The organism is Nocardia neocaledoniensis (assembly GCF_003182135.1).
Lineage (GTDB): Bacteria > Actinomycetota > Actinomycetes > Mycobacteriales > Mycobacteriaceae > Nocardia > Nocardia neocaledoniensis.
Window position 1 is genome coordinate 13060 of record NZ_QGTL01000013.1, and the last position, 14346, is coordinate 27405.

Consider the following 14346-nt stretch of genomic DNA (forward strand, 5'->3'; position numbering starts at 1 on the left):
GGGCCGACGTGATGTGGATCATCCCGATCACCGGGACGACATCGCCGCGGCGAATGTGCCGGTCAGCGGGAAGGGGTCCTGCGCCGCGGGGCCGCGCGTCTTTAGCGTCGCCCGCAGAGAAACCGGTCTCCAGCGAAAGGCAGACACTGTGAACCCCGAGACCCCATCGGCAGCAGCGAACGACCCGGCCGACGTCGACGTGGTCGTCGTCGGCGCGGGCATCGCCGGACTGTATGCCCTGCACCGCTTCCGCCGCAGCGGGCTCACGGTGCGGGTGTTCGAGGCAGGCGCAGGCGTGGGCGGCGTCTGGTACTGGAACCGTTACCCGGGCGCGCGCTGCGACGTCGAGAGCGTCGACTACTCGTATTCCTTCGACGACGCACTACAGCAGGACTGGGACTGGAGCGAGAAGTACGCCACCCAACCCGAGATCCTCGCCTATCTCGAACACGTCGCCGACCGCTACGACCTGCGCCGCGACATCGAATTCGAAACCAGGGTCACCGATATCGTGCTCGACGAGACGACCCTGCGCTGGCGGGTCGGCACCGACACCGGCCGCGCGGTCTCGGCGCGCTTCGTGGTGCTGGCGACGGGGCCGCTGTCGAACGCCAACACCCCGGACATCGCGGGCCTGGACACCTTCGCCGGCCGGATCCTGCACACCTCGCACTGGCCGCACGAGGGCGTCGACCTCACCGGTCAGCGGGTCGGCGTGATCGGCACTGGCTCCTCCGGCATCCAGACCATCCCGTGCCTGGCCGAGCAGGCCGAGCGGCTCACCGTGTTCCAGCGCACCGCCAATTACAGTGTGCCCGCGGGCAACACGCCGCTGACCGAGCAGGATCGGCAGGCGCAGAAGGCCGGCTACCCCGAGCGCAGGCGGTTGTCGATGCTCAGCGGCGGCGGTTCCCCGCATCAGGCGCATCCGGAATCGGCGCTGGCGGTCGACGAGCGGGAGCGCCGCGAGGCCTACGAGAAGCGCTGGGCGCTGGGCGGTGTGCTGTTCAGCAAGACCTTCCCCGACCAGCTCACCGATCTCGCCGCCAACGACACCGCCAGGGAGTTCTGGGAGGAGAAGGTGCGCGCGGTCATCGCCGACCCGCGCGTCGCCGATCTGCTGATCCCGCGCGACCATCCCATCGGCACCAAGCGGATCTGCACGGACACGAACTACTACCAGACCTACAACCGCGACAACGTCGAGCTCGTCGACCTGCGCGCGACCCCCATCAGCCGCATCGACGCCGAGGGCGTGCACACCACCGACACCCATCACCCGATCGACACGCTGGTGCTCGCCACCGGTTTCGACGCCATGACCGGCTCGGTCGCGAAGATGAACATCGTCGGGCGCGGCGGGCAGACCCTCAACGAGGCGTGGCGCGAGGGGCCGAAAACCTATCTCGGACTGGGGGTCACCGGTTTCCCCAACCTGTTCAATCTCACCGGGCCGGGCAGCCCGTCGGTGCTGGCGAACATGGTGCTGCACTCGGAACTGCACGTCGACTGGGTGGCCGAGGCCATCGAGTTCCTCGACGGCAGGGGAGCGGTGGCGCTGGAGGCGCGGCCCGACGCGGTGGCCGACTGGGTGCGTGAGTGCGCCGACCGGGCGGCGGGAACCCTGATGACGCAGGCGAATTCGTGGTATCTGGGCGCCAACATCGAGGGCAGGCCGCGGGTGTTCATGCCTTTCGTCGGTGGTTTCGGGGTCTACGGCCAGATCATCGCCGAGGTCGCCGCCGCCGGGTACAAGGGATTCGACGTGATCGAGCCGTGAGGGTGAACGACGACGGGGTGGTCCGCAAGGGACCACCCCGTCGTCGTGTGTCGTCAGGCCGCGAAGCCGCCGAACCCGCCGCGATAGAACAGCAGCGGCCGCGCCCCCTCGACGGCGCGCAGCGCGCCGATCCGGGCCAGGACCACGGTGTGGTCGCCCGCGTCGTGCTCGAGCTCGACGGTCACCTCGATCGTGGCCAGCGCGCCGGCCAGCGCGGGCGCGCCGTTACCGGCCCGCTCCCAGTCGATCCCGGCGAACTTGTCCGCGCCGCTCACCGCGAACTGACGGCACAGCACGCCCTGGTCCTCGGCCAGCACGTTGACGCACAGCGTGCCCACCTCGCGCAGCCGCGGCCAGCTGGTGGAGGTCTTGGCCGGGCAGAACGAGAGCAGCGGCGGATCCAGGGAGACCGACACCACCGACTGGCAGGCGAAACCCAGCGGCCCCGTCCCGTCGTGGGCGGTGATCACCGCGACACCGGTCGCGAAATGCCCGAGCACTCTGCGCAGCTCGGCGGGGGCGGGGATGTCCGCGTCGACGACGACGTGGTCTGCATTCATGGGGGATCCTCCCGGACGGAATTCGATGCTTCCCACCATCGGTGCTGCCCGGCGCCCGGCTCAAGACGTCCTCCCGGTCAGCGGTTGCCGCGTGGACTGGACCACTGCCCAGGCTTGCTACCATGCACCGATGGCGACTCCCGACCCCGACTCCGGCGTGCCCAATCTGCCGCCGACCAGCTGGGCGGTCCTCGCCATGCTCTCCTACGAGGAAGAGGTCTCCGGCTACGACCTGAAGAAGTGGGCCGACTGGAGTCTGCGCTACATCTACTGGACGCCGTCCTACAGCCAGATCTACGCCGAACTGAAGAAGCTCGAACAGCACGGGTTCGCGACCTCGCGGCTGGATCGCGACAACGCGACCCGCGGCAGGCGGCTCTACCAGATCACCGACGCCGGGCGCGGCGCCGTCACCACCTGGTGGAACAACGCGCCCGTCGACCCGTCGGTGCTCAAACACCATGTGCTGCTGCGGGTCATGTTCGGCCACCTCGGCTCGCCCGATCGGCTCAAGCAGATCCTGCGCGACCACATCGCCGATGTCGACCGGCTGCAGAAGCACGCCGCGGTCGACGCCGAGGCCGCCAAATCCGAACCGGGCTGGGCGTACTCGCAGATCGTGCTGCAGTGGGCGCAGCGCCACTACGAGACCGAACGCGACCTCGCCGAGCAGCTGATCGACGAGATCGACGCCGCAGCGACCGTGCTGGCCGGCGCCGAGCACGACGACCGCGCCGAGTACCCGCACCCCACGCCGGGACGGTGGCGCGAGATCGAGCAGCGCGTCAACGAAGAGGGCGGGCACCCCAACGGCGACTGAGCGGGTGGGGGCAGGTGCGTGCCCCCACCCCGGCTCACTTCGTGGCGAGCCGCTCGATGTCGTCGATGATCTTGTTCGCGCCGAGCACACCGATGCCGAGCATCCAGGTGTCGTCGGCGACCTCGTAGGCACGGCCACCGGCCACCGCGGGCAGCGAACCCCACAGCGCGGTCACCCTGGCCTTGGTGGTACCGGTCGAGGAGCCCGTGTAGTCGGCGTGGAACACCACGTCACCGTTGATCTGCTCGTACTGCTCGGGATCGAGCTCGGCCATCGAGTACTTGTTCCACTCCCGCGCCGGATGCCGGAAACCGACCTGGGCCAGCAGCGAACCGGAGAACGTCTCCGGGCCGTACAGGCGGAACCGGTCCTCGGTGAAGCGGACCATCGACACCGTCTTGCCCGGCGCGCCGATCCGCTGGCCGACCGCCTTCGCGCGGGTGTCGAGCTGGGTGAGCAGCTCGGTCATCTCGGCCGACTTGCCGACCGCGGCGGCCGTCAGATTCGCCTGCTCGTGCCAGTTGGTGCCCGAGTTCTCCGAGAACACCGTCGGCGCGATGCCGCTGAGCTGGGTGTAGAGCGGTTCGTGGCGCACCTTGGTGCCGATGATCAGATCGGGGGCCAGGTTGGCGATGGCGTCCACGTCGGGGTCCTGGATGGTGCCCACCGTCGGTACCCCGGACAGCTTGTCGGCCAGATATTTCGGCGCGCCGTAGCCCATCGCGCGTTCGGTCACCGCGGCGGGCGTGATGCCCAGCGCGACGAGCGCGTCGAGGTGCGGTGAGTCGAGGACCACGATGCGCTGCGGGTTTGCCGGTACCTTCGTCTCGCCCATCGCGTGGGTGACGACCTGACCGTCGGCGACCTCGGAATCGGCCGAACCACAACCGGTCAGCGCCAGGCTCGTCGCCGCGACCAGCGCGCCGAGGGCGGTCAGCAGCCGTCGGCTTCTGCTCTTGTTGATCTCCACCCCAGTGACATTAGCCTAACCTAACCAAGGTTGCCCTCGCTTCTCGGCGGCGGGTACAGTCCCGCCGGTGCGTTCGAGTCCCTCCGCCGTGACGGCCCGCCCCGGCGCCACCCCGCTCGCGCGCGGCGGTGTCGTGCTGCTGATCTCGGCCGTGCTGCTGTTCGGCGTGTGCGTGGCCAGTCTGGCGATCGGCGCGAAATCGATCCCGATGGGCGAGGTGGTCGCCGCGCTGTTCGGGCGGGGCGACGGCAGCGTGCGGGTGATCATCGGGGACTGGCGGTTGAGCCGCACTGTCGTCGGCCTGGTCTGCGGTGTCGCGCTCGGCGCGGCCGGCGTGGTGATCGGCGCGCTCACCCGCAACCCGATCGCCGACCCGGGCCTGCTCGGGGTGAACGCGGGCGCGGCACTGGGCGTGGTGGTGGGGCTCAGCCTCACCGGCGGTCTCGGCGTCACCGGCTACACCTGGTTCGCCTTCGCCGGGGCCGGGGCCGCGGCGATCGTCGTGTATCTGCTGTCGATGATCGGGCAGGCGACGGCGTCACCCTTGCGCCTGGCGCTGTCGGGGGTGGCGCTGGCGGCGGTGCTGTCGGGGGTGACGCAGCTGCTGGTGTTCATGGACGAGGACGTCCTGGATTCCTTCCGCTTCTGGCGGATCGGTTCCCTGGCCGCGCGCGATCTCGCCGACATCGTGCCGCTGCTGCCGTACGTGATCGGCGCCGCGCTGCTGGCGTTGCTGCTGTGCCGGGCGCTCAACGCCCTGAGCCTCGGGGACCGGACCGCCGCGGCGCTCGGGGTGAACCTGGGGCGGGTGCGCTTTCTCGGCTTCGTCGTGGTCACCGTGCTGTGCGGGGCCGCCACCGCGCTGGCCGGCCCGATCGCGTTCGTCGGTCTGCTGGTCTATCACATCGCGCGCTACCTCGTCGGCGCCGATTACCGCCTGCTCGTGCCGCTGTCGATGCTGCTGGCCCCCGTGCTGCTGCTGGCCGCCGACGTGCTCGGCCGGATCGTCGCCGGGGGCGAACCCGTGCCGGTGGGCGTGATGACCGCCTTCCTCGGCAGTCCCGCGCTCATCGCGCTCATCGTCTTCAGCCCGCGGATGGGGGCCGAGTCGTGACGCTCACCCAGCTGTCCGGGCCCGGATCGCGCAGGCTCACCGCCACCGGGATCACCCCGACCGATATGGTGCTGCGGCTCGGGCGCGCCACCGTGCGGTTCGATCGGCGCGCGAGCCTGGTCACCGCCGGGCTGGTGCTCGCGGTGCTGGTGCTGGTCGCGGTCTCGCTCATGGTGGGCGAGTACACGATCGGGCCCGGCGCGCTGTGGGACGTGCTCACCGGGCAGCCGCGGCGCAGGCTCGACCAGTTCTTCGTCGTCGACCGGCGGCTTCCCCGCGTGCTCGTCGCGGTCGGCGTGGGCGGTGGGCTCGCCGCCGCGGGCGCGATCTTCCAACGGCTGTACCGCAATCCGCTGGCCAGCCCCGACATCATCGGCTTCACCGACGGGTCGGCGGTCGGCGCCGTCCTGGTGCTGATCACCTTCGGCGGCACGCTCGGTATGGGCGCGCTCGGGGCCGCGCTCGGCGCGCTGGTCACGCTGGCGGTCATGGCCGTGCTCACCGTGCTCGGTGGGCTGCGCGGGACCCGGCTGGTGCTGGTCGGCATCGCGCTCGGCGCGCTGTCGACCTCGGCGACGTACTACCTGCTCAGTCAGGCGTACCTGCCCTCGGCCGCGGTGGCCAACGCCTGGCTGATCGGCTCGCTCAGCGGCCGGGGATGGGGGCAGGTGCTGGTCATCGGCATCGGCCTCGCGGTGGTGACCCCGGTGCTCGTCGTGCTCGACCGGACGTTCCACGCCCTCGACCTCGGCGACACCGTCGCCACCACGCTGGGCGTGCGCGGCGGCCGCGCGCGGATGGGGCTGATGGCCGGGGCGACCGTGCTCGTCGGCCTGTCGGTGGCCGCGGCCGGGCCGATCGCGTTCATCGCCCTGGCCGCACCGCATCTCGCGCGCGGACTCACCCGTACCTCCGGCGCCGCGATCTTCGCCGCCGCGTGCGTCGGTGCGCTGTTGCTCGGGGTGAGTGATCTGGTGGCCGAACACGCCTTTCCCGCCCCCGTGCCCGTCGGCGTGATCACGGTGAGCATCGGCGGGGTCTTCCTCATCTGGCTGCTGGTACGAGAGGGTCTGCGCCATCGTGTCTGAAACATCCACCGGGACGGTCGAATCCACCGGCGACGAGCAGGGGCGGGCCCGGCTGCGCGGCGCGTCGGTGCGGGTCGCCTACGGCGAGCGGACTGTGCTGCACGAGGTGGACATCGCCGTGCCCGACGGGCGGTTCACCGTCATCATCGGGCCCAACGCCTGTGGGAAGTCGACCCTGCTCGCGGCCCTCGGGCGGATCCTGCGTCCCGGCGCCGGCTCGGTGATCCTGGACGGCAAGGACATCCACCGCTATTCGACCAAGGAGACCGCGCGCAGGCTCAGCCTGCTGCCGCAGACGCCGGGCGCGCCGGACGGGATCGTCGTCGGCGACCTCGTCGCCCGCGGCCGCTACCCGCACCAGGGGCTGCTGCGCCAGTGGTCCGACGAGGACGCCGCCGCGGTCGAGGAGGCGCTGGCCGCGACCGGCACCACCGACCTGCGGCACCGCCGGGTCGACGAGCTGTCCGGCGGGCAGCGCCAACGGGTCTGGATCGCCATGGTGCTGGCCCAGGCGACCTCGATCGTGCTGCTCGACGAGCCGACCACCTACCTCGACATCAGCCACCAGATCGACGTCCTCGACCTGTGCGAACGGCTGTACCGCGACCACGGCCGGACCGTCGTCGCCGTCCTGCACGACCTGAACCTGGCCTGCCGCTACGCCACCGACCTCATCGCCATGCGCGACGGCCGGATCATCGGCCGGGGCGCGCCCCGCGAGCTGGTCACCCCGGAACTCGTGCGCGAGGTCTTCGATCTGGACTGTGTGGTCGTCGACGACCCGATCACGGGATCGCCGATGATCGTGCCGGGTCGGCGCGGCGCCTCCTAGGCGGGTCCGCCGACAGCGTCGGCTCCGCGACGGCAGGCTCGGCGCCGAACCCGGCGCGAGCGGTCGGGCGAGTTCGATGGTGAACGGGCGCAGGAGATCTGGGCTTGCGTTGGAGTGAACTCCAACTCCTACAGTTCGTCCCATGACCACAACTCAGCAGCTCAACGACATCGACGACCGGTTCGAGCGCGGCTCCGCGCTGCTCCGGCACATCGGCGGACCGGACGGGGCCGCCGTGCTGGACAGCCTGGCCGACATCGCCCCCGACGTGGGCAGGCTCACCGTCGAGTTCGGCTACGGCGACATTCTCGCCCGCCCCGGGCTGCCCCTGCGGGAACGGCAGCTGGCGACCGTCGGCGCGCTGGCCGCGCTCGGCCACGCCGCCCCGCAGCTGCGCTGGCACATCGACGGCGCGCTCAATGTCGGCGCCACCCGCACCGAGATCGTCGAGGTGCTGATCCACGCCAGCGTCTACGCCGGTTTCCCCGCCGCGCTGAACGGGCTGCGCGTCGCCGAGGAGGTCTTCGCGGCCCGCGTCGACCCGGCCGAGGAGCCGGCCGCCGCCGTCCCCGAGGGCGACCGCTTCGCGCGCGGGAGCGCGGCACTGACCGCCATCGACGGCCACGCCGGCGAGCAGGTGGTCGCCTCGCTGGCCGACATCGCCCCCGACTTCGCCCGCTACGTGGTCGAATTCGCCTTCGGCGACATCTACTCCCGGCCCGGACTCGACTTGCGGACCCGCGAGCTGGTGACGATCGCGATGTGCACCGTCCTCGGCGTCGCACCCCAGCTCGGTGTGCACATCCACGGTGCCCTCAACGTGGGCGCGACCAGGGCCGAGATCGTCGAGGTACTGATCCAGATGATCGGCTACGCGGGCTTCCCCGCCGCGCTCAACGGCATCGCGGTGGCGCGCGCCGTCTTCGCCGAGCGCTAGCCCACCCGCTGGTCGAGGACGTCGCGGATCATCGCCCAGACCTGGGTGCGGGCGGTGGCGGTGGCTTTCAGGGACGGGATGGTGAGGAAGCCGTGGAACAGGCCGTTGTAGCGGCGGTGCCGGACCGGGACGCCGTCGCTCGCGAGGCGCTGCGCGTAGGCGTCGCCCGCCGAGCACGGCGGGTCCAGTTCGGCCGTGATCACCACCGCGGGCGGTAGCTCGGCCAGGGTGGCGGCGCGGGTGGGGACCAGGCGGACGTCGTCGGTGCCGTCGGGCGCGTAGTTGCGCCAGTACCAGCGCATGGCGCTGGTCGTGTTGTAGTGGCCGGTGCCGAAGCGCCGGTAGGACTCGGTGTCGAAGTCGTCGTCGATCACCGGGTAGATCAGGATCTGGGCCGCGACCGGCGGGCCGCCGCCGTCGCGCACCGCGATCGCGACCGTCGCCGCGAGATTGCCGCCCGCGCTGTCCCCGGCCAGCGCGATCCGCGTCGGATCACCGCCGTACTCGCCCGCGTGCTCGGCCGTCCAGCGCAGCGCCGCGAGCACGTCGTCGTGCGCGGCCGGTGCCGGATGTTCCGGCGCGAGACGGTAATCCACCGACACCACCACCGCGCCGACGCCCGCCGCCATCGACCGGCAGAACTCGTCGTGGCTGTCCAGATCGCAGAACACGAAGCCGCCACCGTGCGCGAACACGATCACCGGGAGCGCGGTCTCCGGGCCGTGCGGCCGGTACACCCGCACCGGCAGGTCACCGCCGGGCCCCTCGATCGTGAGATCGCGCGCCAGGCGCATGTCGGGAAGCCGCTGCAGCGGCGCCCTGCGGCCCAGGATCGCGGCCCGCACCTCGGCCGCCGTCATCGTCGCCACATCGGGGAACCCCGCGTCGAGCGTGGCGAGCATGGCCGCCACTTCCGGATCGGGAACCGCACCGGGCCCACTGGTCGGGAATTCGCGCACAGTCACTGGTCCTCCTGGCAATCGGCGACGGAATCGGCGTCGAGGCACGTCGTCCGGCCACCGTAGGTGCCCCTGTCCCCACCTGAACCGCGTTCTCCCACTGGGCGGAAACCCGGCCGTGGTCACAGCACTGTCATGCGTGCCGCCCGCGGCGGCGGGTATTCCTCGGTGATGGCGGCATCGCAGCGATCCGGCCGGATCCCGGCGTCCGGTGCCGCCGGTCGAGAAGGGAAATGCGTTGCCGATTTCCACCGATGAATCGAAAACCCGAGACCCGAACAAAGGCTACGTCGCCCTGCTGGGCTGGAGTCTCAACGCCGTGGAAGCCGTCGATCGCTTCGATCGACGCTATCTCGTCGTCGCTCCGGACTGGGCGGAGCCCTATTGCAGAGAACACGACATCCCTTACATCCCCTGGGATTTCGAGCGGCTCAACGATCGCTCGATGGAGATCGCGGAGACCCTGCGCGACGAAGGCGTCGATGTCGCCATTCCGATCTTCGAGGAGACGGTGGAATGGGCGGGCGCGATCAACTCCGTGCTGCTCGACAATCCGCGCCTGCTCGGGCAGTCCATGCTGCTGCGCGACAAATCGCTGATGAAGCGGCGGGCACAACTCGGCGGCATCCGCGTCGGCATCTTCGAGGAGGCGCACGAACGTGACGACGTGATCCGCTTCCTCAAAAGGGTGAATCAAACCCTGCTCAAACTCGACGGCGATCCCAACGATCCCATCCACCTCAAGGCGTTCGACAAGGCGGGCTGCCTCGGGCACCGGATCATCCGGACCCCGGACGAGGTCGACACCATCCCCGACGACGAGTTCCCCATGCTGATGGAATCGCACCTGGACGGCTGGGAGTTCGCGGTGGAAGCGTGGGTGCACAACGGCCGCATCTGCTTTCTGAACATCTCGGAATACGTGACGCTCGGGTACTCGGTGTTCGTCCCCGCGACGCCGGAACTGGAGAAGTACCGGCCCGAGATCACCCGGCAGGTCGAAAAGCTGATCAAGACCTTCGACATCGACTTCGGATTCCTGCACCCCGAGTACTTCGTGACCAGCGACGGCGAGATGTATTTCGGTGAGGTGGCCTATCGTCCGCCGGGTTTCAAGGTGTTCGAGCTGCTGGAGCGGACCTACGGTTTCAACGCCTATCACGCGCTGGTGCTGGCGTTCGACCCGAAGACGACCGAGGAGGAGATCGCGGCGTTCTTCCCGAAAGAGGTGGTGGACGCCACCGGGCACGCGGGGTGCTTCGGCGTCTATCCGCGCCGACGCGTGGTGAGCCGGTTGTCGGTGCCGGAGGAGACCGAGGACCACGACTACTTCGAATCGCACGAACTGACCGCCCCGCTGACCGAGAAGGTCACCAAACGCACGGCGTACGGCAATCACTGGGGTCTGCTCTATTTCTTCGGCGAGGATCCGTACACGTTGCGGGATCTGCTCAAACGACAAGAAGAACTCGATTTCTACGTCTGATCGGTCGCGGCAGCGGCGGTGCACAGGGAAGGCTCGGCGATGAGTCCACAGAGCGGCAGCGAGGCGGCGCTCGACAAACGCCTCACCACGTTGGATCAGGCCACACGAGCCCTCTCGGATGCCGGCGATTTCGGCAAGCAGGTCAAACTGCCCAGGGTGCTGGACGCGTTGCGGCGGGTGTTGCTGCTGCCCGGCGGGTGCGCGGCACTGCGCGCCCGCGCCGAGCAGCTCGAGGCGGCGGGCTTCTACCTCGGTACGGACTGGGCGCAGCCGCAGTTCCTCATCCCGGCGCTGAGCACCGGCTCGCTGCGCAGCGCCAACGCCGACACCGTCGTGCTGGAGGCGGTGAGTGACCTGCGCCTGCTCGCCGTCGCCCAGGGGGACTACCGGCATCCGCTGATCTCCGCCGAACAGGCCGCCGACCATCTGTCCCAGGTGCTCGCGGTGAATCTGTCGCTGCTGTTCGTCCCGCCCACCGAAGCCGAACGCGCGCAACTGGGCCGGATGGCGCAGGTGTCGCGCGAGCTGCTGGTCTTCCTCGTCGGCGAGATCGGGTACGAGAAGGTGCTCGAGAACCTGGTCGACGAGATCTGGCGGATCCTGCGCCAGCGGCCCATCCAGGTCGACGCGGTCAAGCGGATGATCACCCAGATCGCTGTCGCGCGCGCCGATCCCGACGTGGACCTCGGCGCGAGTGGGCTCGGCGCGGACCGGCTGATCAGCAGCCTCTACGGCACCACCGAGGGGTGCAGGGAGGACCCCGGCGTCGAGGTCTACCGCACGCGCCTGGAATCGATGGACGACAGCGCGCTGCAGTACGAGGCGACCGGCTTCGCCCGGTCGATGCACGACACCGGACTCGTCTCGCCGTATCACGCTGTCCTGCTGCGGTTCCTGTTGACCAAGGGGGAGTACCTGCTCGGCGAGGCGATGGGGCTGTCCAGTACCGGTCGCGACAGTCTGCTGTGCTACCACGAACTGGTGCGCGCGCTGATCGAGCAGGCCGTGCACGTCGAAACCGCCCAGTGCGTCTACGGACTCGCGCTGCTGCTCGAACGCCAGATCCTCGCGCAACCGCCGGTCGCCCCGGCGCTGTGGCGGCAGCTGGCGCTGCGCCTGTCCGAGCATTCGCGGCAGCGGTTGACCGAGGTGTTCGGCCCGGCGCCGGATGCCAGGGCGTGGCTGGTGTCGGGTGTGCTGTCGGTGCTCGGCCTGCCGCTGGGGATCGGCCAGGGCGACAATCCCACCTGTCAGTCGGCGCGGGCGCTGTCGATGTGGGCCTACAACGATCCCGACTACCTCTTGCAGACGGTGGTGTGGGCGGCGCGCGACGACGAGATCGTCATGCATTTCGAGGGGCAGCCGATCTCCTCGCGCGCGGGCGGCGACGGCCTCGCCGCCGCGGTGCAGCACGATCTGGACCCGGTCTCCCTGCTCGTGGTCCCGCACCTGGACCGCATCTACGCCGAGATGGGGCGGCGCTGCCTCGGCCGCGACGGTGATCCGCACCGGTGGATCAATCCCGAGTTCCACGGGTGGTGGTCCGGCCGGGGCTTCCGGATCAATGTCGACGTCGCGACCGGTCAGCTCGTCGAACTCGAGGAGTTCCAGCGCCACTTCTACGCCAGCTACCACCCCTACTACAACGGCAACCAGCCGGTGATCCACCCGCAGCCGGCCGGCATCGCGGTGACCGACAGCGCCGCGCGGTTCGTCGGCTGGCACGCGATCACCGTGCTGCGGGTGGCGCTCGACCCGCAGCAGCAGATGCGGGTGTACTTCTACAACCCCAACAACGACAGCGGGCAGGACTGGGGCGACGGCGTCGTCGTCGGCACGGCCGGGCACGGCGAGCGCTTCGGTGAGGCGTCACTGCCGTTCGAACAGTTCGCCTCACGGCTCTACATCTTCCACTTCGATCCGCTGGAGCCCGGCGAACTCGCGGCCGTCGACCGCGCGGAACTCGACCGGGTGACCGGCTACGTCCACCGCAGCTGGGGCGCCGATCGTCTGCCCGCGCGGCCGGGTGGCGCCGAGTAGGTCTAGTGCCGCGCGGGTACTCCCGCCGCGCGGGTACTCCCGCCGGGGTCGTCACGCCGGTGGCGGTTCACCCTCGAGTCGCCGAGCGCGGCGTGTGCGACTCGGCTGCACGAGCCGGACGTACGCGCCGCCGAGTCCTCGTGCGCGCGTTCGGCTTCGTTCGTCGAGGTCCAGGACAGCCGCCACCGTCGCCGGGCCGAGCACAGCCGTCATCCGGTGGTCGACGTCGTAGACGATGCGCCGGGACCGCACGGCATGGACCGCGAGCAGGGTGAGTGCGCCCGGCACCAGCGCGAAGACGGTGGCCTGCCAGCTCGGAGTGCCGAACGGCAAACCGAGCATCGTCGTCGAGAGACCCCAGGCGAACAATGCGGCGATGATGGGCTGGAACCGTCCCGCGTCGTGCAGGTCCAGGGCCAGGACTGCCTGGCCGAGGGCGCCGCGCCGCTCCTCGGGCTCGAGCGTTTCGTAGGCGGAACCGACGATCAGGACGGTGCCCTCCGCACGCACCTGCGGCCGCATCCCGTCCGCGCACCACGACGGCACCGGGCCGAGCTCGACGCGCGGCGCCGCCACCCCGAAGCGCGACGCGAGTTCGGCCGTCCGCGTGCCGATTTCCTCTGGATCCACCGGAACATGATGTACCAGGAGGTCGCCGTGTGCTCGGCGAGCGTGCGGCGGTGGGTCCGGGGCGGCCGGGGACGGTCTCCCGCTGGGCGGGCACGGCCCGACGGGACCGGCGCGGGCGTGCCTACCGTCGGTGGATGGATGACGTGAAGGTCTATGTGATCGATACGGTGGTGACGAAACCGGGGCGGGGCAAGGACTTCGTCGACGCCTATCTGCGGGACTACGCGCCCGGTGCCAGGGAGCGGGGGATGGTGCTCGAGCGGGTCGTGGTGAGTCCGCCGATGTGGCTGACGGGGGAGTCGAACACCGTGACCGCGACGTGGGCGCTCGACGGTGCCGCCGGCTGGTGGGCGATGACGTGGCGCGGGCGCGGGGACGAGGCGGTGCGCCGGTGGTGGGCCGACGCGGCGAAGTTCGTGGTCGAACGCACCAGGTCGACGGCCGCGGCCGTCGCCGATATCGAGAGGCTCGCCGATGTATGAGGTGGTCCGGCTGATCCATTTCGCCCCGGGTGCCGACCCGGCGACAGCCGAGCGGTGGACGAGCGCGCTCCGTACCCTGCTGCCCGGGGCCGCGCGCACCCTGGTCGAGCCGACGTTGACCGGAGTCCGCAACGGCGGTGATGTGCTGGCGCACTGGTGGTTCGAGGAGGCCGGGGACTGGGCACCCGGCGCCGGACAGGTCGCCGCCGCGCTCGAGGATCCCGTGGTGGCCCATGTCGACGGGGTCGAATACCTCGGCGGGACACGCGGTCTCGCCGAACCCGGCGCCACCGGCACGGTGCACCGGGTGCTGCTACTGCGCGTCGCGCCGGAGACCTCGGGGCCGATCGTGCGGCGCTTCGAAGCGGACCTGCTACGCATGCCCGAGCATATCCCGACCATCCGCACCTGGCAGTTGAGTCCCGTTCTCCGGGCCACCGGAACCTCGCCCTGGACGCACGTCTGGGAGCAGGAGTTCACCGACCTGGACGGCCTGAACGGGCCCTACCTGATGCATCCGGTGCACTGGGCGCTCGTGGACCGGTGGTTCGATCCCGAATGCCCGGAGATGATCGTGCGCGACCGGGTCTGTCACAGCTTCTGCCGCAACGCCCCACGGTCCTGATCGCCGCCGTCGGCCCCCGGTCG

14 protein-coding genes are annotated in these 14346 nt (G+C 70.3%); 10 read left to right on the plus strand and 4 right to left on the minus strand.

The genetic code is table 11. The annotated features are described in order from the left end of the window. Window positions 1-148: 148 nt before the first annotated feature. Window positions 149-1780 carry a flavin-containing monooxygenase gene (locus tag DFR69_RS27570; protein ID WP_110040577.1) on the plus strand — a complete coding sequence of 544 codons (1632 nt, stop codon included), beginning with the start codon at window positions 149-151 and terminating at the stop codon, window positions 1778-1780. A 53-nt stretch (window positions 1781-1833) separates the two neighbouring features. On the opposite strand, the gene DFR69_RS27575 is transcribed toward DFR69_RS27570, so the two are convergent. Beyond that, window positions 1834-2340 carry a flavin reductase family protein gene (locus DFR69_RS27575; RefSeq protein ID WP_110040578.1) on the minus strand — a complete coding sequence of 169 codons (507 nt, stop codon included), beginning with the start codon at window positions 2338-2340 and terminating at the stop codon, window positions 1834-1836. Window positions 2341-2470: 130 nt separating this feature from the next. Here DFR69_RS27575 and DFR69_RS27580 point away from each other — a divergent pair, with 130 nt between their 5' ends. Continuing rightward, a complete protein-coding gene (locus tag DFR69_RS27580; protein WP_110040579.1) occupies window positions 2471-3160 on the plus strand; it encodes a PadR family transcriptional regulator in 690 nt (229 codons plus the stop codon). 34 nt (window positions 3161-3194) lie between these two features. Here the strand turns inward: DFR69_RS27580 and DFR69_RS27585 are convergent, their stop codons facing one another. Next, window positions 3195-4130 carry an ABC transporter substrate-binding protein gene (locus DFR69_RS27585; RefSeq protein WP_244198488.1) on the minus strand — a complete coding sequence of 312 codons (936 nt, stop codon included), beginning with the start codon at window positions 4128-4130 and terminating at the stop codon, window positions 3195-3197. Between the two features lie 67 nt (window positions 4131-4197). On the opposite strand from DFR69_RS27585, the gene DFR69_RS27590 reads away from it, so the two are divergent. The 4 genes from DFR69_RS27590 to DFR69_RS27605 all read left to right on the plus strand — a co-directional run bounded on the left by DFR69_RS27590 (window position 4198) and on the right by DFR69_RS27605 (window position 8101). Continuing rightward, window positions 4198-5244, plus strand: a complete 1047-nt coding sequence (locus tag DFR69_RS27590) for a FecCD family ABC transporter permease (protein WP_167456429.1) — start codon at window positions 4198-4200, stop codon at window positions 5242-5244. Then, a complete protein-coding gene (locus DFR69_RS27595; protein WP_244198489.1) occupies window positions 5241-6332 on the plus strand; it encodes a FecCD family ABC transporter permease in 1092 nt (363 codons plus the stop codon). Before DFR69_RS27590 ends, DFR69_RS27595 begins: the two co-directional genes overlap by 4 nt. Continuing rightward, entirely contained in the window at window positions 6325-7164 is an 840-nt protein-coding gene (locus tag DFR69_RS27600; protein WP_110040581.1) for an ABC transporter ATP-binding protein, read from the plus strand. The genes DFR69_RS27595 and DFR69_RS27600 overlap by 8 nt, the downstream gene beginning before the upstream one ends. 142 nt (window positions 7165-7306) lie before the next feature. Then, window positions 7307-8101 (plus strand): carboxymuconolactone decarboxylase family protein, encoded by a 795-nt coding sequence (locus tag DFR69_RS27605; protein ID WP_110040582.1) that lies wholly within the window; start codon window positions 7307-7309, stop codon window positions 8099-8101. Here the strand turns inward: DFR69_RS27605 and DFR69_RS27610 are convergent. After that, window positions 8098-9003 (minus strand): alpha/beta hydrolase, encoded by a 906-nt coding sequence (locus tag DFR69_RS27610; protein WP_110040723.1) that lies wholly within the window; start codon window positions 9001-9003, stop codon window positions 8098-8100. The two genes, DFR69_RS27605 and DFR69_RS27610, sit on opposite strands and share 4 nt — an antisense overlap. Before the next feature lie 502 nt (window positions 9004-9505). On the opposite strand from DFR69_RS27610, the gene DFR69_RS27615 reads away from it, so the two are divergent. Together DFR69_RS27615 and DFR69_RS27620 are read left to right on the plus strand one after the other, a co-directional pair. Then, complete coding sequence (locus tag DFR69_RS27615) at window positions 9506-10546, plus strand: ATP-grasp domain-containing protein (protein WP_373867037.1); 1041 nt, start codon at window positions 9506-9508, stop codon at window positions 10544-10546. A 39-nt stretch (window positions 10547-10585) separates the two neighbouring features. Continuing rightward, the gene (locus DFR69_RS27620) at window positions 10586-12586 is read left to right on the plus strand and encodes a hypothetical protein (RefSeq protein ID WP_110040583.1); all 2001 of its coding nucleotides are present in this window, start codon (window positions 10586-10588) and stop codon (window positions 12584-12586) included. Between the two features lie 51 nt (window positions 12587-12637). Here the strand turns inward: DFR69_RS27620 and DFR69_RS27625 are convergent, their stop codons facing one another. Further along, the gene (locus DFR69_RS27625) at window positions 12638-13216 is read right to left on the minus strand and encodes a hypothetical protein (protein ID WP_110040584.1); all 579 of its coding nucleotides are present in this window, start codon (window positions 13214-13216) and stop codon (window positions 12638-12640) included. 134 nt (window positions 13217-13350) lie between these two features. On the opposite strand from DFR69_RS27625, the gene DFR69_RS27630 reads away from it, so the two are divergent. Then, window positions 13351-13698, plus strand: coding sequence for a hypothetical protein (locus tag DFR69_RS27630; protein ID WP_110040585.1), 348 nt, complete (start codon window positions 13351-13353; stop codon window positions 13696-13698). Continuing rightward, window positions 13691-14323 carry a Dabb family protein gene (locus tag DFR69_RS27635; protein ID WP_110040586.1) on the plus strand — a complete coding sequence of 211 codons (633 nt, stop codon included), beginning with the start codon at window positions 13691-13693 and terminating at the stop codon, window positions 14321-14323. The genes DFR69_RS27630 and DFR69_RS27635 overlap by 8 nt, the downstream gene beginning before the upstream one ends. Window positions 14324-14346: the final 23 nt, after the last annotated feature.

Excerpts from the sequence above, each read along its gene's own strand:
- DFR69_RS27605 (WP_110040582.1), top strand. The coding sequence starts at position 7,307 with ATGACCACAACTCAGCAGCTCAACGACATCGACGACCGGTTCGAGCGC.
- DFR69_RS27635 (WP_110040586.1), top strand. The coding sequence starts at position 13,691 with ATGTATGAGGTGGTCCGGCTGATCCATTTCGCCCCGGGTGCCGACCCG.
- DFR69_RS27575 (WP_110040578.1), bottom strand. The coding sequence starts at position 2,340 with ATGAATGCAGACCACGTCGTCGTCGACGCGGACATCCCCGCCCCCGCC.
- DFR69_RS27630 (WP_110040585.1), top strand. The coding sequence starts at position 13,351 with ATGGATGACGTGAAGGTCTATGTGATCGATACGGTGGTGACGAAACCG.
- DFR69_RS27580 (WP_110040579.1), top strand. The coding sequence starts at position 2,471 with ATGGCGACTCCCGACCCCGACTCCGGCGTGCCCAATCTGCCGCCGACC.
- DFR69_RS27620 (WP_110040583.1), top strand. The coding sequence starts at position 10,586 with ATGAGTCCACAGAGCGGCAGCGAGGCGGCGCTCGACAAACGCCTCACC.
- DFR69_RS27610 (WP_110040723.1), bottom strand. The coding sequence starts at position 9,003 with ATGCTCGCCACGCTCGACGCGGGGTTCCCCGATGTGGCGACGATGACG.
- DFR69_RS27615 (WP_373867037.1), top strand. The coding sequence starts at position 9,506 with ATGGAGATCGCGGAGACCCTGCGCGACGAAGGCGTCGATGTCGCCATT.